Raw genomic sequence first — 20,646 nt, forward strand, 5'->3', positions numbered from 1 at the left:
AAGTCATTTGACTATCCCCTATGGCAAGTCAATAGTTACCTTGTTTTCACTCTCAACAAAGTCAGCATATAAGGCGTGGTTCTTAATACACAGGCTATTTCCAACCGTTATTCTCAGCTTCTTAGCCCGTGTCAGGGCCACGTTTAAACGTCTTGTATCATTTAAAAAACCCAGGTGCCCCTCATCATTCGACCGAACAAGTGACAAGATTATGACCTCTTTTTCCTGTCCCTGAAAACCATCAACGGTGTCCACCTGAACCTGGTCTGATATAAGAGGATCAATCAAGGACCTTATCAGCTTGACTTGAGCCTTATAAGGGGAAATAATCCCTATGTCTTTCCCAGACACGCCTAGGCCCATAAGGTCTTGCATAATCTTAACCACATATTTTCCTTCTAAAGGATTCATTACTGAGAACCCCTCAGCCACACGCTTTTCCTTTCCAGCCACATCAACAAAGCCTCTTGCGTCTTGTATGCAGCGTAAAAGGCCAGCATTTGAAATCATGTCCACATTCAGTCCAGCCAGACGCCAATCTTTATTGACCTTGCCCGCTTGTAATTTGCCTTCATAAAAGACCCTATTGGGAAAGGCCATAATGTTTTCATTCATCCTGTACTGCGTGTCCAGAAGTGTAACCACTCCAGGACCATATCGGTCTATCATTCTTTCAAGCAGACTCACTGAAAACCCCTTTTCATCAGCCTCCTGACTAATAACTGTCGGTGGCAACTGTTTGTGGTCACCTAAGAGCACAAGTCTTTTCCCTTTTACAGCAGGGATTAAAGCTGAACTTTCTGTGCTCTGTGTGGCTTCATCAATAAGGACCAGATCAAATGTATAGCCTTCTAAGAGAGCCTGGCCGGCTCCTGAATTCGTACATAAAATAACGTCAGCCTCTTCTAATATCCTCTGGGTGATTTCGGATTCAAGGGCATCGGCTTTTTCAAAACATTTGTCGATCTCTTCCCTTATTTTCAGCCACTTGGACATTGACTGAACATCAGAAGCTGGGACCCCCCGACTGCCCTTGCCCTTTCGAGCCAACCTGTGAATGTCACCTGTTTTCAAGCCACGTGTCCACCGGGGACTTGGATGCTTAAGTCCAGACTGATCCTTCATTTTTGTAAAAGCCATTTCTCGAAAGGCTTCCACCTTTTCATAATCTGGATCAAGCGAAAGCCTTGCATCTAGGGTCACGTCTTCCAGAGCATTACTAACGCGAAAGGGGCGCCCAACACGAACCACTTTGACGCCACTGTTTACAAGACCCAGGGCGATGTTGTCAACAGCACCATTTGAATCTGCCGTAGCCAGAATGGTCTTATACCTATCCTTGGCTTGATGAAGTATTTCAACACCTGTCACGGTTTTACCCGTACCGGGTGGTCCGTGGACAATATGAAAGTCTTCTGCAGCCAGTGCCCGAAGGACCGCTTGCTTTTGAGAAATATTTAAACTTTCATTATAAAAGGACAAGTCTAGGTTATCTACATGAGGGATCTGTTTTTCATAAGGCGCCACATATTTGTCTTTTTCACCAATAAGCCAGTTCATAAGACGGGGGGATGATTCCCTTCCATACATTAAACTATCAAGGGCCTCTTGCATGCGCCTATAGGTCACATCATTCACATACAAATCCACCCGAAGACCTCTTTTAACCATCCACTTTTCTGGGGCCCCATCAAAGAGCACGATTAAGGCATGGGCTCTTTTTTCAATAATCGTACCTAAGGGATTGCCTTTTTTTAGAGGCTGTCCTTGACTGATAACAACAACATCCCCAACGTTCATATCAAGTTCAGGAAGTGCCTGGCCCACATCAGCTTTCATGTATTTAATCATATGCTGATTGCCATACAATCTACCAGCCCGCCGACCTCTCATATTGAGTAGGGCCCTTCCCTTACGTTCCCTCGCCCCACCCGACAAGGCTTTTATTTCATCCTCATGCCGTTTTATATCGGCCTGTCTTTCCATATTAATAAGTCTTCGAAAATGATTTATATAATGCGTTCTACTTCCGAACATGACACTCTCCCATTCTCTTAGAAATTCCTAGCTTGACACATCTCGATTGGAACGATACAATCCAAGTAACATAAAAAATATTTTAACGATATAATATGATATAAGTTCTTGCACTTCATATTTTTACTGATACAATTTAAAAGAGCTTTCCCAAGCTTCCTGGACTTTACAAATCAAATTATAATACATGAAATTATACCCTATTTATTCATAATTCTCGCATATTCTATGCACGGCTTAAATTATAGAATAATCTGGGTTATATAAAAATTAAACGGAGGTAATTTATGAAACATGATGTACCGGCGAATGACAACGCCATCCGATTGACATCCCTTAGTGATATTAAAACATTTTCTGATCCATATAGAATTATGATCTATAAGACCTTTAGCAATTCTGATGAAGCCATCACCATAAAACGCGTTGCAGACATTATGGGTGAAGTGCCTGCAAAGGTCTATTACCACGCCAAGAAACTTATTAAACTGGGCGTCCTTGAACTTGACCACGAAGAAAATATCAATGGCATTATTGCAAAGTACTATAAGGCCACAGAAAGACGAATCATTATGTCGCATGATTCACTTGATGAAACCCAGCTCCCATCTATGCTTTCGGAAACGGAAAAAATGGTTTCAAATGTTATGGATGATGCCAAGGCTGAGTTTATTGGTGCCATGCAGCACTTGGCTCAAAAGGAGCATGAAGCTGACGCCAAGGATGACAGCGAAGGCGGTCTGATTTTTTCTCACATTTATCTAACCCAAGACGAGGTGGAAGACCTCTACAAATACCTGTCTGAAATAACAGAACGCAAGAAAAACGAAAAATCTCAAGATGCCACAAAGCACCTCTTCTTTTCAGGTATTATCGAACTGCCACCGGGGGAAAATACAAATTAAGCCCTTCACTAACTTTAGATTGTAAAACATCAAAAGCCGTTCCGTTTAGTAAGTTGACAGTGGGTATCATACTCACTCTATCGACTTTCCAAATGGGACGGCTTTTTCAATTCAGCAGGTTTTGCGTATTATGCTGTTTCCTTAATTTTAATTTTTAGGGTGTTTGTCGATTCTGAAAGCCCCTTGATAACGAGTCTGTATTTCAAAGTCACATCCCCATTCTCAAGGTCAAAGTCCACAACACTTGCGTATGTGACCATATCAAAATTTCCATAAGGCGTCTGGTAAATCGATTCGATTTTAACACCCTCTTCAAAGGCCAGTTCGGACTTATGTACACCGAAGCGGTGCATGGTCAGACGGCCATCTTTAAATTTCAAAACGGTCTTATCGCCTTCCATACCTGACAGTTCAGACTCCATATACATGATATAGTCTGCCCCATCTTTATGGTACATCTTGCCTTCTGTATTAAAACCATACTCTTCAACAGGTTCTCCTGCCTTGCGTATTTTAGAATGTATTGACAGCCAGATTTGTCCGTCCATATTAAATGCCTTTCTCTTTATCGTTCTTCTGAGATTCTTTCCATGCCACGACACTCTTTTGAATTTCCCGAATGTGTTCTTCAGCAAAATGCCTAGCAGATTCTTCATCCTTTACTTTAATGGCATCAAATATCTTTTGGTGCCAATCTCTGAGATCATAGAAATTATCAAACTCATTAAAGTAAATCAGTCTAAACCTCTGGAACTGGTCATGTAAATCCTGAACAATCTCAATCAGCTTATTATTTCTAGTCGCTTCAAAAATCATATCATGGAACTGATTGTCTTTTTCTATCATGCCAGGTCTGTCAAGATCTTCTAGGTATTCATTGAAGTCAATCAGTGTCTGCTCTAAAGCATCCACTTCCTCATCTGTCATTCTTAGGGCTGCCAGACTAGATGCAAAACCTTCAAGAATAGTTCTAATCTCAAGGACATCAAGAATATCCTTAGCTGTAAGATCCGCTACATAGGCCCCTTTTCTAGGAATCATTTCAACGAATTTTTCTTTTTCCAGCTTTCTAATCGCTTCACGAACCGGTGTCCGGCTGACACCAAGTTGTTCTGCCAGCTGAATTTCCATAAGACGTTCACCTGGCTTTAAATCTCCATTCAAGATGGATGATCTAAGGTATTCAAACACCACTTCACCCAGCGGTTTATAGTTTCTAATTTCTAGCTGTTTCATTTTACCACTCATTTTCATATCCCCCAATAATGGTCTTCGTTACAAATGTTTGCTTGTAAACCCGCTTTAGACGCTTTGCTGCCGTGCATGCCTTCTCGTATGATTTAAAGAGTCCGAAAACACTCGGTCCACTTCCACTCATAAGGCTTCCACATGCACCATATTCTTTCATCTTAGACTTAAGACTCCCGACCGATGGGTATAGGGACAAAGTCACCGGTTCTAAAACATTTCCCAGCAGCAGGCTGATCTCGCCAATGTCCCCACATTTTACGGCTTCGATCATAGATTCAGTCTCTGGGTGATTGTTGATTTTTTTATAATCCAGGGCTGTATAAATGCGCTTGGTTGATACACCCACGCCAGGTTTTGAGAGAACCATCCATAGAGACTTTTCAGGCTCTATTTTAGTCAGTTCCTCCCCAATGCCTTCAGCAATGGCCGTTCCTCCCATAATGCAAAAGGGTACATCTGCCCCAATTGTTACACCGATTTTCATCATAGTCTCTAGACTTAGACCCAGATGATACAGTTTGTTGAGGCCTCTTATGACAGCCGCTGCATCTGTGCTACCCCCTGCAAGACCCGCTGCCACAGGAATTTTCTTGTCGATGTATATTTTAACGCCTAAGTTTCTTCCAACATGTTCAGATACAGCCTGAGCCGCTTTCCAAGCAATGTTGGATTCATCTGTAGGCAAAAAAGCACTATTTGTTTCAAGTTCTATGCCTGATTCAAGCTTGGTCAAAATCACCGTATCGTGCAGATCAATCTGTTGCATGACCATGCGAACATCATGGTACCCGTTTTCCCTTTTGCCTGTGACATCAAGCGTCAGGTTTATTTTAGCGTATGCCCTTAGCGATACAGTTTCCATTCTTTTCACCTCTAATTGCTTTTGAGTCTATCACTGTTTGCTTTTTTTAGATCTCTTAATTTTAAGCCTTTGAAGCAAAACCCTCTGTCGTACATATCCATACTAATATCATCTTAGAAATTAGATTTGCATACGAAATACAAGTTGTTTTTAGTTCTCTTCACTTGGGCTTCATATAATTTATTCACGTTAACATATATATAGGAAGAAATGTGTCACTTGAAACAAGTTTTCTGCCTACTACATACATTATACAAAATACATCACTAATACATTATAGATGATTTTTATAAAAATAGCCAGAATTGCAGATGTTTTATGGAAAAAGCTTGTATTAATCCACTTATGATGAAATTGAATTAACTTTAGTCCCTAAAACGACCCGACTTTAGACCCGCAATCGTTCGCTATCATACAAACAATTTGTCGCAAAACAGAGAAACTTGTCGAACTTTGATCAAAATCAATTGCATTTCATATCCAATACTGATAATCTTAAACATGAATATTAATGAGAATATACATATATAATAGTTGGAACATCATAAAACTTAAAAATAGTCTAAAGTTAGTTTGTGAATGGTCCAATATGAATACTCCAATCCGAAACGATACAACTTTTCGATGAAATGGCAAACTTGTTGAAAAGCAAGGACGCAAAGCTTCAGGGCCTTTAAAATGGCAGCCAGCTACCAAGTGAGGAGTTTTTTTGTGCAAATGAGAGGTTTACTATGAATGATATAAGCAATTATGTTTCAATTTTGTCAGCTGATTATCTTTATTTGACAATTTTTACATGCTTGAGTTATACCCTCGGTGGTTTTATAAATGTTAGAGGGATCAAGCACCCCGATATCAATGCCTTGACCGTCGGGATCCCGTGGTTCCTGGTCGCTTTTATTTTTACAGCGCCTACCCTATCTAGGACAACACAAGTCCATATTGGTACATTTGTAATAAGTCCTATGGTCCTGCTTTTTGTAGCCTCCTTGATATACGCTTACTTAAAACGCAATGATCCCTTAGGAAAATTTTATATCGCCTCAGTTAAAATATCTCTTTTAAAACCACTTATGAGCCTCAGTGCTATGTTCATTCTAAGAGATCTAATAAAATTACCCGTAAAGGCTGTCGTTATTTTCGCGATTTTATCCTTCGCCTTTATGCTATTGACAGAACTGTTTCAAGAAAAATTAAACGTCCCCCCTTCGGCAGTGCTATATAATTTAACAGCCCTTTTTCTCCTTGGGCTTGCAGTCACCATTAGGGGATTTGACGCACAGGTCCTACTTTCACCGGCATGTGCTGGCGCTTCGCTGGGTTTCGTCTCTGTCATACTATACAGCAATTCTAAAACTTCAAAAGACAACCTAAGGAACGAAGATCTAGATCTCTTTTCCAGGTTTGAATCACTTGTGGAAGAGGGACAGTTTCAAACAGCAGTTGACCTCACTGAAGATGGCCTTTGGGAATTCCAGCTTGAATCGGATACAACGATTGTCTCAAGACCCTTACAGGCTTGGCTATGCATAGAAAGCAACACCATTGAACATGCGGCCGATTTTTGGATAGGTCGTGTCCATCCCCAGGACTGGCGAAAGCTTCCTGAAAGTTGGATTCCAGAAAATTTCGAGGCCCTTCGCAAGAAAATACGTTCACTGAGTGCACACAACAACGAATTTGAAATTCGCTTAAAGCAGGCTGATCAGAGTTACAAATGGGTTCGGGTCCGTTTTCAGGTTGTTTCTGAGCAGGCTCATACTAATATTCACGGCTCCTTTAAGGATGTCGATCATGAAAAATATGCCAAAGCTCAAATCACCCAGTTGTCCCTATTTGATATAAAAACAGGCCTGCCCAATTTTTCCTCTATGCTGGATCATTTAAACAAGGCCATTGATAAGGGCACCAAACACGCCATTATCTCCCTCAACATCGATAATTTTAAAATCATTAATGACTTAATGGGTTTTTTCACCGGAGACGAAGTTCTTAGCAAAATAAGCAAGCAACTTATGAGCATACTACCTGACCACGCCCATCTTTTTAGGTTTGGCGGGGATGAGTTCGTCATCATCACTGAAGCATCTTCAGAGGCGGAAAATTTGGCTCAGATGATACAGTCTGAATTTGACGGTAAGCTCAGCTGGAAAAAAACACATCTAAGGATTACATGCAGTATGGGCATTAGTTATTTTCCATCCAACTATGCCCAGGATGTTGAGAATATATTAAAGTGTTCCGACATTGCCCTTGAGTATGCAAAATCCAACGGAAAAAACCAGTATGCCACATTCAACAATAGGATGATGGAAGAACTGGAACAACGCCACAACTTAATCAATGCCCTAGAAAATTCACATATGAGCGATAATTTTGAAGTCTATTATCAGCCCCTTGTTCAAAACACTAAGACAAATGCCATTCACGTGGAGGCTCTTTTGCGCTGGACATGGAATAAACAAAAGATTTCACCAGCTGATTTTATTCCTATTGCTGAGGAAACGGGTCTCATTATACCTATTGGTAAAATGGTTCTAGATCAGGTGTGTCGAGACATTGGGCTTATGCAGGCCAATGGAAAAGCCATGCACACATCCCTTAATGTTTCAGCCATACAACTTCTGCATCCTACCTTTATTCCTTCGGTCAAACAGGCCATAGAAGCCCACTGCATACGACCAGGACAGCTAACTATTGAGATTATAGAAACATCGCTGATACACGACATCAAGTCGGTTCGAAAAACACTCGCCACCCTGAGTGAACTGGGTCTACGGATTAGTCTTGATGACTTTGGCACCGGATATTCATCCCTCAGCCATATTATTGAACTGCCGATTGATGAACTGAAGCTTGATAGAAGCTTCATTCACAATTTCCACGAGGACAGCAAACGTCAAAATGTGATTAAGAACATTATTCAACTGGCCCGTGGTATGGGGCTTAAGGTTGTTGCAGAAGGTGTTGAGCTAAAAAAAGAAGCCGACCTGCTTATTAATTATGGTTGTGACGTGTGTCAAGGCTATTATTATGATTATCCTATGCCCCTGGCACAGCTTCGCGAAGGTTCTATTTCCATTGAAAAGAACTCTTCACAAACAAGCTAAACTTCAACCACCTAAAAAGCTCCCCATTCACGCCATAAGGTTTGGCTTGAATGAGGAGCTTTTATTATGCCTACTTTATTTGACCTATAAATTACTTTTCTATAATCAAGGTACCCGTTCTACCCGCAATACCTTCTTTGGCTTTATCCAGTGATGTGATAAGAGCCTTACGACCTGGTTTAGACTGTGCAAACTGCATGGCTGCTTTAACTTTAGGCAACATGGATCCTGGTGCAAAATGACCTTCTTCAATAAGTCGATCCGCTGTGGAAAGATCCATCTCACTTAACCACTCTTCATTCTCTTTGCCAAAGTTAATTGCAACTTTCTCAACAGCTGTGAGTATAATCAAATAATCTGCATCAAGTATTTCAGCGATTTTTGCAGAAGCAAAATCCTTGTCAATCACCGCAGGTACCCCTACCAGGCTATGACCTTCTTTAACAACCGGAATGCCACCGCCTCCAACTGTAATAACAACATGACCAGCATCAACCAATGTGCTTACGGTTTCTTTTTCTGCCACGTCAACAGGAATTGGGCTTGGTACAACACGTCTCCAGCCACGGCCTGCATCTTCAACCATTATATATCCCTTTTCAACAAGCAACTTATCCGCTTCCTCTTTGGAATAGAATGAGCCAATTGGTTTTGTTGGGTTTGTAAATGCGGGATCTTCTTTATCAACAATAACCTGCGTCACAACAGTGGCCACTGGTGTGTTCAAATCACGTGAAAGCAGTTCTTCACGAATTGCATTTTGCAAGTGGAATCCAATATAGCCCTGGCTCATAGCGCCACACTCTGGGAATGGCATTTCAGGTGTGCCCGCATCCACTTGCGTGCTCGCTGTTTCCATAGCCAGATTGATCATGCCAACTTGAGGTCCATTGCCATGTGCGAGTACCACTTCATGCCCTTCCTGAATCAAATCAACAATTGGTTTAGCTGTATTCTTAACAAGGCCAAGCTGTTCTTTCGGAGTCTTGCCAAGTGCATTACCGCCAAGTGCAACAACGATTTTTTGCTTCATATTCATTCCCTCCACTTTTTCATTAAACCAATCGGACATCTGGAAGATCCAGATGTCCGCAAGTTATTGATATTATATTTTGGATCTTAAAAAGTTTTATGTTCAGGACTTCAGCCATGACTTAAATCCGTCTTTACATAAGGTTTTTGCTTCTTTTTCGTCTAAGCGCCTATTAGAGTTTTCCTGCTGTCGCACACATAACCGCTTTGATTGTATGCATTCTGTTTTCGGCTTCGTCAAAGACAACAGAATGCTTGCTTCTAAACACGTCATCCGAAACTTCCATAGAGCTGATACCAAACTTTTCTTTTATCTCTGCCCCAATCACTGTCTTGTCATCGTGGAAGGCTGGCAGGCAGTGCATGAAAATAACATCATCATTGCCTGTTTTCTTAATCATATCCATATTGACTTGGTATGGTGTTAGTAGTTTGATACGTTCTTCAAACTGATCTTCTTCACCCATAGACACCCAAACATCTGTATAAATAACGTCTGCATTCTTAACATCATCCACATTTTCACTGAGTTCGATTGAACCGCCTGTTTCCTTAGCAACTTCTCGCATTTCAGCAACAAGGTCTTCTGATGGCCATAGAGCCTTAGGTGCTAGGGCTACAAAATCCATACCCATTTTAGCGGCACCTATTAATAGGGAGTTGCCCATATTGTTACGAGCATCACCAACATATACGAACTTGACCTTATTCAGTGGCTTATTCACATGCTCTGTCACCGTGAGGAAGTCCGCCAGGATTTGTGTTGGATGATACATGTCTGTTAAACCATTCCAAACAGGCACACCTGCATGAGCTGCTAGATCATCCACAGTTTCTTGCTTAAATCCACGGAACTCGATACCATCATAATAACGGCCAAGCACCTTGGCTGTGTCTTCAATTGATTCTTTCTTACCCATTTGAGAATTCGACAAGAATGTCACTTGAGCCCCTTCGTCAAATGCTGCAACTTCAAATGCACAACGTGTTCTTGTAGAAGTCTTTTCAAATAAAAGCACAATGTTCTTACCTTCAAGAAGATCGCCCTTGATGCCTGCACGTTTCTTAGCTTTTAAATCAGCAGACAAATTAAGAAGATAACGAATTTCTTCAGGTGTGTAGTCTTTTAGTGTGATTAAATGTCTACCTCTCATGTTTACTGGCATTGCAGTTCCTCCTTAAATACACAGATTGAGTTGTCCCCGAATAAATGGGGTGACTATTTGGCTTATAGTTTTTAACGACTTGTATTATTATACAAATTATTTTATATTTAATCAATCGAGATCTTTTCTCTATTGATTATCTGCGATTCAATTTTCATTCAAGTACACTCACAACCCATATTTATGAGCAAACTTTTTACTGAGCTTAGCGGGAATGCGCCACTCACTAGGTTTCTACAGCTTATCTCTATAGAGCGGCATGGACATACAACGTGGGCCACCACGACCTCTTGAGAGTTCTGAAGATGGCATGATATGAAGTTTTATGCCCATATCTTCAAGAATTTTGTTTGTGACATGGTTTCTCGAATACACAATAACCTCGCCAGGTGCGATTGCAAGTGTATTGGACCCATCATTCCACTGTTCACGCCCTGCATCAACGCCGCGTTTTCCACCACAACGTATGAGCTTAACGTCATCGAGCTCAAGATACTTCATAAGCAGGTCTCGTAGAACCATGGACTCTTGCTCTATAACAAGGTCACCCTTTTTTTCACCCTTGCGAATTGAATAGACCGTCAGCGGACCTTCAATTTCTGGATGGATTGTAAACTTGTCCTTGTCCACCATTGTAAAGACCGTATCAAGATGCATAAAAGCCCTTCTCTTTGGTATATCCAGGGCTAGAATAACTTCGAAGTTTTGACCGTCGGCAAATACCTTTCTTGCCAAATGATCTATGGCCGCTGCGTCTGTTCTTTGTGACACACCAATGGCCAGTACCTTTTCAGATAAAACTAGGATATCGCCACCTTCTATAGCGTGGTCATCGTCCCTGTCATACCAGAATGGAATGTTAAACTGTCCAAACTCTGGATGGTGCTCAAATATGTACTTAGCAAATATAGTTTCACGACACCTTGTTACAGTGCGCATTTTATTAAGGGAAACCCCCGTGCCTATTGTTGAAAACGGGTCTCGTGTGAAATATAGATTTGGCATTGGATCAATTAAAAACGGATAATCGGAATCAACTAAGTCTGCTAATGTATTCTTGGCCGTGACCGATACCTCACCCTTACGAATGCCAGCCATCATTTTATCGACCATTGATCTGCTCGATTCAAATGAATTAAAGTACTCAGTTAATGCGGCTGTTTTCTTAACACCCTGAACCCCTGCTTCTTTAATAAATTGACTGATAAATCGCTCTTTGACATCTCCATTATCAAGCGTCTGTGATATTAAATCTTCTAAATAGGACACTTGAACGCCATTATCTTTAAATATTTGTGCAAATGCGTCGTGCTCTTCCCGAGCAACTTTTAAATATGGAATATCGTCGAATAACAATCTATCCATCAAATCAGGTGTCAAGTTCTCGATTTCTTCACCAGGTCTGTGAAGCAATACACGCTTCAATTTTCCAATTTCTGAATAGACCTGTAATTTCTTATCTTGACTCATAAAGACTCCTCTCACCTATGATTCGACTTATTTTGTTATTAATTACCATTTTATTCATGACCTCTTCCTTACGCTTCAAAGTATACTTAATTAACCAAGTCATTGCAACACAAGGACTTCAGCCTTTCAGTCCATTTAATACTCCTTTTGCCATTCCAACGAATATTCATCCATTGAATAATTTTCAATTTAATTCCACCTCTTTTTGTGGATTGACTGTTCATGCCCACTTGGCACCACTTTGTCAATACCCATTATTTGTAATGATCGAATACTTATTATTCAAAATGAATAATAATTTTTTTAAATTTTTTGAATATTTTTTGATTTTAGAATTGTGTGGGCAATTGTTTCGATTTTCAAAACACTACAATAAAATTTTTATTCTCTGTGACTTGATTGGCTATGTTGTCTGGATGCATTCAGATAACAGGAAAGCCCCAAAGGTCTACACGCGTAGACCTTTGGGGCTCTATTTTTCTTTTTTATATAAATCTATATAACACCTCAATATATAAAACGCCTGCCGACGAGATCGACAGTCTGTAATGCTCTTCTAATCAGGGGATTACCCCTTAAACTTCACACTGCATGTACCACTTAAATCGTATAAACCCTTTTGGGGATTTCCAAGTATGGATATATCAGAACCTCCCGCAGCGCTTATATCTATATGTGACTTAACACCTATTTTGACACTTGATGCACCTTTTAAATCAAGTTTAGCCCGACTTGCACCAAAATTCTTACCCCTTATTGAGCTTGCACCACCCACTGTGAGGTCTAAATCGTCCGCACTTCCAGCTATTTTGAAATCAGAGGCTCCCTGAACATTCAAAGTGAGCTTGCTTGCTGTCAGCTTAAGATCTGAACCTGAAGCACCAGAGTTAATTATAGAGACCTCTTCAGTGTCTATACAGCCCTTTAGCATACTTGCACCAGACAGTCTAGCTGTGAATTTTTTTCGACTTAGGGCCTTTTCATCCACGCTGACAATAACAGCACCTGATCCTTTTAATAGGTTCAAGTCCTTCACAAAAACGGTCGCATGCAGGGTTCCGCCCTTAATGACGACATCTTTTTTTAGTCCAATATGTAGACATTCAAGTTCTGTGTAAACATCAAGATAGGGCACGAGATTCTCATCTAAGCTCATTGTGACACTGGTTGAGTCGCCTTCTCTTATATCCACTTCAAAACCATGGTGGACATGCAACTGGGAAAATGAATCCACATCTTCTGATACGCCCACGACGTGTCCATTCCCCTTTATCCATTCATAACCACCTGAGAGTCTAAAGGAATAATAAACGGCAAACAAAACCACAAGCGCCAGTAAAACTATAAAACTCATCATGACATCCCTCCTAACTACAGGATATACAAATGATTCATCTTTTTCCTTAAAATCCGATTAAAAATAATCTCTTCTATCAAGTCATTTACTCGGAAAAAAGAAAAAAGCACCTGTTTTGGCAGGCGCAGCATTTTTCTTAAGCCCAGCTTACGTGTCAAACTTACACAAGATGTGAAAGCCACATAAATTGTCTGGGGTCATACGTGTTAACTATTGAACTGTTACGTGTATTTAGAAATTACGATGCTTCGATTCTTTGATCTGTAGAACAAATCATAATTTCTACAGTCTCGGTTAGTATGTCTGAATAACTATAAGATACACGTCTTTGGCGATCTAGCCCTTCATCGACAGTTACGATAAAGATACTTGGATAAACTTCTTCAACTGTGCCTTCATTTTCTTTAGCATTTCGTTTACCCATGTTTGTGCGTAGAACAACCCTTTGCCCTATACAGTTCTCAACGCATTGTTTGATCTCTGTAAGCGTCTGCTTTGTTGCCAAATGCATCACCATCCTAATCAGTCACTTACAATAGTATATCACTAATTTGACACAAAGTCAAATATTATACACTACTTTGAAAGACGTTGTCAACAGCGGGACGATATTTTTTTACTTGTCAATCTTTAAATTTGTGGTGCAGGCGATTTTAAGAGCTTTTTCAAGGTTTTCGACCCACCTGTATCCAGAATTTCACGACTTATCTGAATTCTGTAGTCCCCAGCATCTTCCTCATCATAGGCTAGAAAAGCAAACCAATGAATAAGTGTCATGTTAATCATTTCAGGGTCTAACATTCCACCCATTAAAAACCTGGAATCAAGACCGAATAATACATCGGCATAATCCAGTCTTTCTTCACTATGGATTGTTCTTTCTGGTATAAAATCCGTACAGAACGGAACTTTATACTCAACGACTTCATCTGGCAGTGTTATACGATAGGCATTTTTATAGTATTTCTTCACTTCCCTATTGTTTTTCGTCACTTGGCGTAGGTTTTCTTCATAGCCTTCATACGAAGAAAAGCCGAAGAGACGACAGGGTAAAGGCCGTACGGAATATATGCTGCATCTATTGCCTTCATCTAGAAATGGACATCCTTTTTTCTCGGTTAGCTCTGTGAAATAGAAGTCAATGAGCCTTGGCCATAAGGTTTCAAACTTTGCTTTGTCTTTTTTAAGATGATTAATTATATTAATGTATTCAATGAAAAATGCTGGAACCGATTCCCTGCAACAAGCTGTACACCCTTCACATTGTCCCTGAGGAAGGTTGTCATACATTTGATTCAATTGATCGAACAAACGGGACTTCTCAGCCAGTACAATGGCTTTATTGATGTCGTTTATATGCATTTTATCCTCCAAATGCTTTTATCCGCAGAAAAACGGTTAACATAATCTGCATTCTTGATTATATAGGAACTCGAAATAATCTGCAAGTTTTATACAACTGCGGATCCACAAATTACATGTGTAGAAAAAGCTAAAAAAGGGGTATATAAATAAAGAGTGAAAAGGTTTTCCTATTTTGAATGGAGGCTGGCACATGAAGAAAATTATCTTATTCACCACGACAGCCTGTCCTCACTGCGCCAACGCCCGTGACTACTTGCAGGCCCAAGGTCTTGACTTTGAAGAAAAAAACGTGCGTGAAGATATGGAAGCGCGTAAAGAACTTATAGACAAGCGCATTCTCGGCGTACCGACATTTTTTATAGATGAGGATATAATCGTCGGCTTTAACAAACGCAAACTGGAGAAAGCGCTCAAAAACTAGAATCTCCAAATGAATCCCCACTGGAATCGTCCAGTGGGGATTTTGGGCTGTATATGGCGTCAGCTTCATATCACCGAAGCCATGATATCCTTGCATTATGTTCTATTTTCGAAAAAAAACGCTGAAGCCATAAAGAATGGGGAGGGGATTCCCATTCTTTATTCTTCAACGCTCTCGTGAATGTTATATACTTCTGCTATATTTGTCGGCTGATCCAGTAGCTTATAGAGTACGATCAAGCCAATTACACCAATCACTTCCATGAAGCCACCGTCCTTTCCGTTATGTATCGTCTCATGCGCTTCATTGTTCTCTGTATTATTTGTCTTTATTATAGCCTTCATATATGTGAACAAAAAGAAAACAAGCCCATATGTCATGGACTTGTATCACTTTGTAATCTACCGTTAACATTCGTAATCAACGAGTAACATTAGTCTATTTTTTTATAAGGCTTACATGTTTTCTAGAATGGAAATGACAGATTCAATACCTTGGTAAAAATATGTCTTTCCCTTATAAACTGTTGATGCTTCAATTATAATTGGCTTTCTTTCCTTGGCAATGCGTTCAAAAACCGATTTGGTATCAAAAGCCCAGTCCCCCTCTTTAAACTGCTCTGCGTGGGGTATTATGTGGTGATATTTTTTGTAGTACTCAGACTCCCCATAAGTCTTTTGACCCTTTGTCGTCCAAATATGAAAGGCCTCAGACGCTGATGCCAATCGATCCAGGGCCTGCATATAATCAAACCCGTGGATAAGGCTGGCAAAGTAAAGATGACCAGTGTCTGTAATAAGGCCCACATGGGACAAATCCCTTGTGACTCTAATCCAATCCATATAATCTGAAAACCTGATATTTGACCCCATATATTCAAGCAAAACTTTCGTGTTGTAGCTTTGGCATAGGTCATTAATCCGTTTAAGCGCTTCATTTAACACAAGCTCAAAGTCAGGAAACGCTTCCTTTTTTTCTCGGTATACACCTGCAAAATGCAGGACACAGTAATCCGGTTTGATCTTTGCCATTTCTATGAGGTTTTCCTCTAGCGTTCTAAAGGACATTTCCCGCTTTTCTGGATCTGGATCCAGAAAGAACACATCCAAATAGTCTCCTACAAAGTCATCACTTATAACCATGGGCAAATGTATACTAAAAGGAATCTGCATTTCTTTTGCAAGTTTAATTTCCTCAAGCATTTTATACAGCCTGTCAGATGCACTGCCCATTCGTCCTAGACACATCTCAACGCGTTTAAGCCCCAGATCTTCTAGTTTTCTTATATCAACATGCACTGTGTTGATGCCTAAATTATTTATCATATGGTTTTGCACTCCTGTGGTCATTGTCTTACATCTTAGTCTCACGAGCCAAACTTCAACCAAATCATATTCACTGAAGTGATCATAACAAGGGAAAAAAAGACGTAAAACCAGCCTAGATTGCGGTTGCGTCCCACGAGAAGGGTTTTCATCCCCAGTAAAAGGACATAGACCGCAACAACATCACTCATCATATAGTCAAGACTCACACCCTGAATTTGCGCCATATGTCCACCAATAACAGCAAGGCCCGAAAGGGCTACAATCAATCGGCAAACATCGAGTCTTTTTATCCATTTATCACTATTTTTCATCCCTTCACCACCTACACCACAATAGCAAGGTCCTTTTCCTATCCCCTATGACTGCCCATGAAGAAAAGTTTAGGCGTATTTCTACACCTGTATGCAGCGATTAGAATATATAAGCAAACGGCATAACTCCCCAGAGTCAATATGAGAAGTGTCCAAACACCCTTTGAAAAATAGGTTTTTTCCCTATAAATGACCCAGGCTATGAATATAGAAAAAGATATATAGAGGTCAATCAAAGTGACTTGGCCCCATGTCATGCTTAAGAGGCGACCACCTTCTCCTGAAAAATCCCCATATAAAAAGCCATATATTATGGCACCGCTCATTAAAATAAGGCCCAACCAAGCCAGAATTTTTATAGATTTCATAGCCTTAACCCACTTTCACTTTCTTCCACTACATTGTAACAAATTCACCTGTAAAAAACTATATACCCGCCTTATATTAAAAAAACCCTGAAAGCTTTCATTCAAAAGCCCTCAGGGTTTCATTTATTCTATCTATTTTGCTTTACTGATAAGTTCCTATCTGTTAAGAACAGCGTTTAGCGTCACACCGACGATCGCTGCAAAACTTAGACCTGAAATGCTCACTGTCTCAGTCACAGGAATGGCTAGAGTGATACCTGTTAGACTTTGGATATAAGATGCTCCAAAACCTAGGATCAGGATAGATCCCATTACAGTCGTGTTCTTCCAGTTCATCTCAACTTTATTGTCGCGTACTGTTCTAAATCCGACAAGTGCTATCATAGAGAAGAGCATCAAGCTGATTCCGCCCATGACTGGCACTGGAATTGTCTTTAGGACAGCCCCTAGCTTAGCCACCATACCAAGAACGATTGCGAAGATGGCAGCAATCCTTAGAATTTTAGGATCGTAGTTCTTCGTGATTGCAAGCACGCCTGTGTTCTCACCGTATGTCGTATTGGCTGGTCCACCAATGAAACCTGCGAACATTGTCGCAAGACCGTCGCCAAGTAGAGTTCTATTTAAACCTGGGTCTTTAATGAAGTCTTTTCCTACAACTGTACCATTTGTCTTCACATCACCTATATGTTCCATGAAAACTGCGATAACCACAGGGGCGATTGTCATAATGGCCGCTAGGCTAAACTTAGGCATTCTGAACGCTGGCACAGCTATAACTGCAGCCTGTGAAACCGCTGATGTGTCAACAATACCCATAACTGCCGCAACAGCGTATCCCGTTAGGACACCAATTAGAATGGAAAGTTGCTTTGTAAATCCTTTTGCAAGTAGTGTAACACCAAGCGCAACCGCTAGAGTAACACCCGCTACAACATATTGGCCTGAAGCCATATCCAGTGCAACCGGTACAAGATTAAGACCAATAACCATGATCATTGGACCCACAACATGTGGTGGAAGAAACTTGTTAATCTTTTCAACACCGATTGTCTTAATGCATAGTGACAGAAGAACATACATTAGACCTGCAACCATAATGCCGCCTTGGGCATAGGCTAAATCTCCGCCGTGCATTTCTTTTACAGTTAAAATTAGTGGAATAAATGCGAATGATGATCCTAAGAAAACAGGTACTTTTTTCTTTGTGCAGAAGTGAAAGATCAGTGTACCACAGCCCGCTGCAACCAGCGCAACCGATGGATCAAAACCCGTTAGAATTGGAACCAACACCGTAGCGCCAAACATTGCGACAAGATGCTGTAAACCTAGAATAATTTGCTTGATTTGCTCAAAACCAGTGCTCTTTGAAGCACCGCCACTCATTACTTTGGTAGTCATATTTACCCTCCTATTTCGGCCTCTCAGGACCAATTAAAAAGTTGAGACATTATAAAAAAGCTTCCTGCGGCTGCAAGAAGCTTATCATTCCATACGAAAGACACACCTAACCCAAGTGTGCTTGTATTTTAAACGATCTTGCAGGCCTCTCGGACCCAGTTAAAGATATCCATGTGCAGTTGGCTCATTTGAAGTTATACTACCATGAACCCAATCAATATGCAAGCACTTTTGACTCATAAATATTCGATTTTCAAATAAACTTTGATCTTATTCCCCTACCGTACGCCTTATCATGACATCACCAGATACAGTCGAAGCTTTGATACTATACTCGTAATCCCCCACATGACCTTGGAGTTTTCTGTCCGTCAATTTATCAATATACATTTCAGGGTAAGGTTCAATTTCTCCCGATGTTGTTTTCACTTCAAGACCAAAGGCCGCATCATCAGGTATGGACATTCTAATATCCCCAGATGTTGATTTGAGATCGCTCTTTCCATCAACAAGATTGTACCGCACTTCAATATCACCTGATACAGTGCTTGCTGAGACCTTACCGCTTGCTGAGTCAATATCCACTTCACCCGATGTTGACTTGACATCCAGCTTGTCTGCTTTGAGTGTCCTGGTTTTCACTTCCCCAGATACTGTGCTCACCTCTACATTTTCATAGCTTCCATTTTCAAATTGCACTTGACCTGATATGCTCTCAATGCGAATGTCTTTTGTAAATGTCTCAGGCAATATAACCAGTAAATCCAAGGACATTCTTCTAGGAGAAACCAATTGTTTCTTGTGCTTGATTTCAATAAGAAGTGCATCGTCATCTTGCTCCACTATAAGTTGAGGGGCCGTATAGTTTCCACTTGCGCTATAATGCCCTTTAAACTCTACAACCGCATCCGATCTTTCTTCTGAGATCAGTTGAATGTCTGCACTTATGCCTTTGACTTGAATGGTTTGAACACCTTCAAGACTAGCGTTCTCAGACTCAAGTATATTCATACGTTCACTTTCTTCAAACAAAACAACTCCATCACTGACCACGATTCCATTCACCTCATCCCAAGATATATGCATGTCCTTGACAGCAGAAAAAGCAATGGAATAAGACACAATCATTATAAAAAATAACCATATGGCTGCTTTTCTCATTTTTGTCACCTACTCCTTTTGTCCTCTAATGATATTTATGTTGAGCTTTAAGTATTTAATCGTCATCATCATAAATCCTTTCGTAAGAGCCACTATGCCAAGTCCCATAAGTGCTCCAAGACACATGGTACCTACGCCACCAAACAACATTCCTGCCGTCATATTTCCTTGTATTTCAGCAGCTAACAGTTCCATATTCACCCCATTTATAATCTGAGGGAAAAGACCTCCGAGAATCAGACCCGCTCCACCTATGACAACTGCCACCGCTGAAACGCCTATAGCGATCAATACGCCTACAACCGCCATAAAAGGCCCTAAAATGAAGACCAGATTGAAAAATCCAAGTCCTACAGTGGCCAGAATGGCTCTGAAAACACTTGTTGTGCTTCCCGTTTCTTCAGCCTTATCAATATACTTCTTCACCCGGTACTGCTTGGCGATTGACTGAGGACTTCCCAAGGACTGAATGACCTTTTCTTCTTCAAGTCCATTTTCAACGGCAATTCTGATATGCTCATCATAGTCATAAATTATATCTTTTCGTTCTGCTTCTGGCAGACCCCTAAGAAGTTTTTCCAGTCTGCTTATAAATTCTTCCCTTTGCATGGATTATCCCCCCTTATAATATGGCTCACACCCTGTGATAATTGATCCCACTCTCTTTTTAAAGTTTGAACTCTAGTCTCGCCTTGGTTTGTGAGTTTATAATATTTTCGTTTTTTATCTTCTTCTATCTGCTTATAATATATCTCAATGCTTCCTTCTTTTACAAGTCTATGAAGGGTCGGATAAATGGTGCCTTCCGAAATTTTCACATCCCGTTCAAGCTGATTGTATATCTCAAAACCATTACAATCCCCTTGTTGAAGTATGGATAAAATGCAGAGTTCAAGAAGACCACTTTTACATTGTATTTTCATAAAATAATCCTTTTCCTCTCAATACCCAGTTCAGGTTCTATAAGACACGTTCCTTACATATAAGACTATCACTGGTTGCTTATGCAAAAAAGGATAGGGGTATTAAGACTTTCTTAGAATTTCATGAGAATACTCTATAAGGAAGATCCCATCTTCCTATGCATTTTCTTGGCAAAAC

At 40.5% G+C, this 20,646-nt stretch carries 21 protein-coding genes and 1 riboswitch; of the genes, 3 read left to right on the forward strand and 18 right to left on the reverse strand.

Annotation, left to right across the window (positions count from 1 at the left end; genetic code table 11):
- Window positions 1–18 precede the first annotated feature (18 nt).
- The gene (locus ACQ4KW_RS19795) at window positions 19–2,037 is read right to left on the reverse strand and encodes an IGHMBP2 family helicase (protein WP_430884157.1); all 2,019 of its coding nucleotides are present in this window, start codon (window positions 2,035–2,037) and stop codon (window positions 19–21) included.
- Between the two features lie 287 nt (window positions 2,038–2,324).
- Here ACQ4KW_RS19795 and ACQ4KW_RS19800 point away from each other — a divergent pair, with 287 nt between their 5' ends.
- Complete coding sequence (locus ACQ4KW_RS19800) at window positions 2,325–2,942, forward strand: hypothetical protein (RefSeq protein WP_430884158.1); 618 nt, start codon at window positions 2,325–2,327, stop codon at window positions 2,940–2,942.
- Between the two features lie 128 nt (window positions 2,943–3,070).
- On the opposite strand, the gene ACQ4KW_RS19805 is transcribed toward ACQ4KW_RS19800, so the two are convergent.
- The 3 genes from ACQ4KW_RS19805 to ispE are packed head-to-tail and all read right to left on the reverse strand — an operon-like array spanning window position 3,071 to window position 5,055.
- Window positions 3,071–3,490, reverse strand: coding sequence for a DUF1934 domain-containing protein (locus ACQ4KW_RS19805; RefSeq protein ID WP_430884159.1), 420 nt, complete (start codon window positions 3,488–3,490; stop codon window positions 3,071–3,073).
- A 1-nt stretch (window position 3,491) separates the two neighbouring features.
- Window positions 3,492–4,190, reverse strand: a complete 699-nt coding sequence (locus tag ACQ4KW_RS19810; protein ID WP_430884160.1) for a GntR family transcriptional regulator — start codon at window positions 4,188–4,190, stop codon at window positions 3,492–3,494.
- Window positions 4,180–5,055 (reverse strand): 4-(cytidine 5'-diphospho)-2-C-methyl-D-erythritol kinase, encoded by an 876-nt coding sequence (gene ispE / locus ACQ4KW_RS19815; protein ID WP_430884161.1) that lies wholly within the window; start codon window positions 5,053–5,055, stop codon window positions 4,180–4,182. The genes ACQ4KW_RS19810 and ispE overlap by 11 nt, the downstream gene beginning before the upstream one ends.
- Before the next feature lie 621 nt (window positions 5,056–5,676).
- A riboswitch (cyclic di-GMP riboswitch) is annotated at window positions 5,677–5,752 on the forward strand.
- Between the two features lie 466 nt (window positions 5,753–6,218).
- On the opposite strand from ispE, the gene ACQ4KW_RS19820 reads away from it, so the two are divergent.
- Window positions 6,219–8,165 (forward strand): putative bifunctional diguanylate cyclase/phosphodiesterase, encoded by a 1,947-nt coding sequence (locus ACQ4KW_RS19820; RefSeq protein ID WP_430884162.1) that lies wholly within the window; start codon window positions 6,219–6,221, stop codon window positions 8,163–8,165.
- A gap of 91 nt (window positions 8,166–8,256) precedes the next feature.
- Here ACQ4KW_RS19820 and arcC read toward each other — a convergent pair whose 3' ends face one another.
- From arcC to ACQ4KW_RS19850, 6 genes are all read right to left on the reverse strand, one after another.
- Window positions 8,257–9,198, reverse strand: a complete 942-nt coding sequence (gene arcC, locus ACQ4KW_RS19825) for a carbamate kinase (RefSeq protein WP_430884163.1) — start codon at window positions 9,196–9,198, stop codon at window positions 8,257–8,259.
- Window positions 9,199–9,370: 172 nt separating this feature from the next.
- Window positions 9,371–10,363 (reverse strand): ornithine carbamoyltransferase, encoded by a 993-nt coding sequence (argF, locus tag ACQ4KW_RS19830; protein WP_430884164.1) that lies wholly within the window; start codon window positions 10,361–10,363, stop codon window positions 9,371–9,373.
- 234 nt (window positions 10,364–10,597) lie between these two features.
- The gene (gene arcA / locus ACQ4KW_RS19835; protein WP_430884165.1) at window positions 10,598–11,833 is read right to left on the reverse strand and encodes an arginine deiminase; all 1,236 of its coding nucleotides are present in this window, start codon (window positions 11,831–11,833) and stop codon (window positions 10,598–10,600) included.
- A 568-nt stretch (window positions 11,834–12,401) separates the two neighbouring features.
- On the reverse strand, window positions 12,402–13,190 hold the full coding sequence (locus ACQ4KW_RS19840; RefSeq protein ID WP_430884166.1) for a GIN domain-containing protein: 789 nt from the start codon (window positions 13,188–13,190) through the stop codon (window positions 12,402–12,404).
- A gap of 238 nt (window positions 13,191–13,428) precedes the next feature.
- On the reverse strand, window positions 13,429–13,695 hold the full coding sequence (locus ACQ4KW_RS19845; protein ID WP_430884167.1) for a Veg family protein: 267 nt from the start codon (window positions 13,693–13,695) through the stop codon (window positions 13,429–13,431).
- A 125-nt stretch (window positions 13,696–13,820) separates the two neighbouring features.
- Entirely contained in the window at window positions 13,821–14,552 is a 732-nt protein-coding gene (locus ACQ4KW_RS19850; protein ID WP_430884168.1) for a YkgJ family cysteine cluster protein, read from the reverse strand.
- A 193-nt stretch (window positions 14,553–14,745) separates the two neighbouring features.
- Between ACQ4KW_RS19850 and ACQ4KW_RS19855 the strand changes: the two genes are divergently transcribed.
- Window positions 14,746–14,976: a glutaredoxin family protein gene (locus tag ACQ4KW_RS19855; protein WP_430884169.1), complete on the forward strand. Its 231-nt coding sequence runs from the start codon at window positions 14,746–14,748 to the stop codon at window positions 14,974–14,976.
- A gap of 158 nt (window positions 14,977–15,134) precedes the next feature.
- On the opposite strand, the gene ACQ4KW_RS19860 is transcribed toward ACQ4KW_RS19855, so the two are convergent.
- The 8 genes from ACQ4KW_RS19860 to ACQ4KW_RS19895 all read right to left on the reverse strand — a co-directional run bounded on the left by ACQ4KW_RS19860 (window position 15,135) and on the right by ACQ4KW_RS19895 (window position 20,468).
- Window positions 15,135–15,320 (reverse strand): hypothetical protein, encoded by a 186-nt coding sequence (locus ACQ4KW_RS19860; protein WP_430884170.1) that lies wholly within the window; start codon window positions 15,318–15,320, stop codon window positions 15,135–15,137.
- Window positions 15,321–15,431: 111 nt separating this feature from the next.
- Window positions 15,432–16,301 carry a TIM barrel protein gene (locus ACQ4KW_RS19865; RefSeq protein ID WP_430884171.1) on the reverse strand — a complete coding sequence of 290 codons (870 nt, stop codon included), beginning with the start codon at window positions 16,299–16,301 and terminating at the stop codon, window positions 15,432–15,434.
- Window positions 16,302–16,342: 41 nt separating this feature from the next.
- On the reverse strand, window positions 16,343–16,615 hold the full coding sequence (locus ACQ4KW_RS19870) for a hypothetical protein (RefSeq protein WP_430884172.1): 273 nt from the start codon (window positions 16,613–16,615) through the stop codon (window positions 16,343–16,345).
- A 38-nt stretch (window positions 16,616–16,653) separates the two neighbouring features.
- Window positions 16,654–16,983 carry a DUF1475 family protein gene (locus tag ACQ4KW_RS19875; RefSeq protein WP_430884173.1) on the reverse strand — a complete coding sequence of 110 codons (330 nt, stop codon included), beginning with the start codon at window positions 16,981–16,983 and terminating at the stop codon, window positions 16,654–16,656.
- A 156-nt stretch (window positions 16,984–17,139) separates the two neighbouring features.
- On the reverse strand, window positions 17,140–18,384 hold the full coding sequence (locus ACQ4KW_RS19880; protein WP_430884174.1) for a uracil-xanthine permease family protein: 1,245 nt from the start codon (window positions 18,382–18,384) through the stop codon (window positions 17,140–17,142).
- 270 nt (window positions 18,385–18,654) lie between these two features.
- Complete coding sequence (locus ACQ4KW_RS19885; RefSeq protein ID WP_430884175.1) at window positions 18,655–19,545, reverse strand: DUF4097 family beta strand repeat-containing protein; 891 nt, start codon at window positions 19,543–19,545, stop codon at window positions 18,655–18,657.
- Between the two features lie 9 nt (window positions 19,546–19,554).
- Window positions 19,555–20,154 (reverse strand): HAAS signaling domain-containing protein, encoded by a 600-nt coding sequence (locus tag ACQ4KW_RS19890; protein ID WP_430884176.1) that lies wholly within the window; start codon window positions 20,152–20,154, stop codon window positions 19,555–19,557.
- Window positions 20,133–20,468, reverse strand: coding sequence for a PadR family transcriptional regulator (locus ACQ4KW_RS19895; RefSeq protein WP_430884177.1), 336 nt, complete (start codon window positions 20,466–20,468; stop codon window positions 20,133–20,135). Before ACQ4KW_RS19895 ends, ACQ4KW_RS19890 begins: the two co-directional genes overlap by 22 nt.
- Between the last annotated feature and the right edge of the window lie 178 nt (window positions 20,469–20,646).

This window comes from Tianxiuia mixotrophica (genome assembly GCF_050596425.1).
GTDB lineage: Bacteria > Bacillota > Clostridia > Peptostreptococcales > Acidaminobacteraceae.

Bases quoted from the DNA above. Each gene is read 5' to 3' on its own strand.
- ACQ4KW_RS19870 (WP_430884172.1), bottom strand. From the start codon at position 16,615: ATGAAAAATAGTGATAAATGGATAAAAAGACTCGATGTTTGCCGATTG.
- ACQ4KW_RS19810 (WP_430884160.1), bottom strand. From the start codon at position 4,190: ATGAGTGGTAAAATGAAACAGCTAGAAATTAGAAACTATAAACCGCTG.
- arcC (WP_430884163.1), bottom strand. From the start codon at position 9,198: ATGAAGCAAAAAATCGTTGTTGCACTTGGCGGTAATGCACTTGGCAAG.
- ACQ4KW_RS19820 (WP_430884162.1), top strand. From the start codon at position 6,219: ATGCTATTGACAGAACTGTTTCAAGAAAAATTAAACGTCCCCCCTTCG.
- ACQ4KW_RS19840 (WP_430884166.1), bottom strand. From the start codon at position 13,190: ATGATGAGTTTTATAGTTTTACTGGCGCTTGTGGTTTTGTTTGCCGTT.
- arcA (WP_430884165.1), bottom strand. From the start codon at position 11,833: ATGAGTCAAGATAAGAAATTACAGGTCTATTCAGAAATTGGAAAATTG.
- argF (WP_430884164.1), bottom strand. From the start codon at position 10,363: ATGCCAGTAAACATGAGAGGTAGACATTTAATCACACTAAAAGACTAC.
- ACQ4KW_RS19805 (WP_430884159.1), bottom strand. From the start codon at position 3,490: ATGGACGGACAAATCTGGCTGTCAATACATTCTAAAATACGCAAGGCA.
- ACQ4KW_RS19895 (WP_430884177.1), bottom strand. From the start codon at position 20,468: ATGAAAATACAATGTAAAAGTGGTCTTCTTGAACTCTGCATTTTATCC.
- ACQ4KW_RS19860 (WP_430884170.1), bottom strand. From the start codon at position 15,320: ATGAAGGCTATAATAAAGACAAATAATACAGAGAACAATGAAGCGCAT.
- ACQ4KW_RS19855 (WP_430884169.1), top strand. From the start codon at position 14,746: ATGAAGAAAATTATCTTATTCACCACGACAGCCTGTCCTCACTGCGCC.
- ispE (WP_430884161.1), bottom strand. From the start codon at position 5,055: ATGGAAACTGTATCGCTAAGGGCATACGCTAAAATAAACCTGACGCTT.
- ACQ4KW_RS19885 (WP_430884175.1), bottom strand. From the start codon at position 19,545: ATGAGAAAAGCAGCCATATGGTTATTTTTTATAATGATTGTGTCTTAT.
- ACQ4KW_RS19875 (WP_430884173.1), bottom strand. From the start codon at position 16,983: ATGAAATCTATAAAAATTCTGGCTTGGTTGGGCCTTATTTTAATGAGC.
- ACQ4KW_RS19865 (WP_430884171.1), bottom strand. From the start codon at position 16,301: ATGATAAATAATTTAGGCATCAACACAGTGCATGTTGATATAAGAAAA.
- ACQ4KW_RS19880 (WP_430884174.1), bottom strand. From the start codon at position 18,384: ATGACTACCAAAGTAATGAGTGGCGGTGCTTCAAAGAGCACTGGTTTT.
- ACQ4KW_RS19800 (WP_430884158.1), top strand. From the start codon at position 2,325: ATGAAACATGATGTACCGGCGAATGACAACGCCATCCGATTGACATCC.
- ACQ4KW_RS19850 (WP_430884168.1), bottom strand. From the start codon at position 14,552: ATGCATATAAACGACATCAATAAAGCCATTGTACTGGCTGAGAAGTCC.
- ACQ4KW_RS19890 (WP_430884176.1), bottom strand. From the start codon at position 20,154: ATGCAAAGGGAAGAATTTATAAGCAGACTGGAAAAACTTCTTAGGGGT.
- ACQ4KW_RS19795 (WP_430884157.1), bottom strand. From the start codon at position 2,037: ATGTTCGGAAGTAGAACGCATTATATAAATCATTTTCGAAGACTTATT.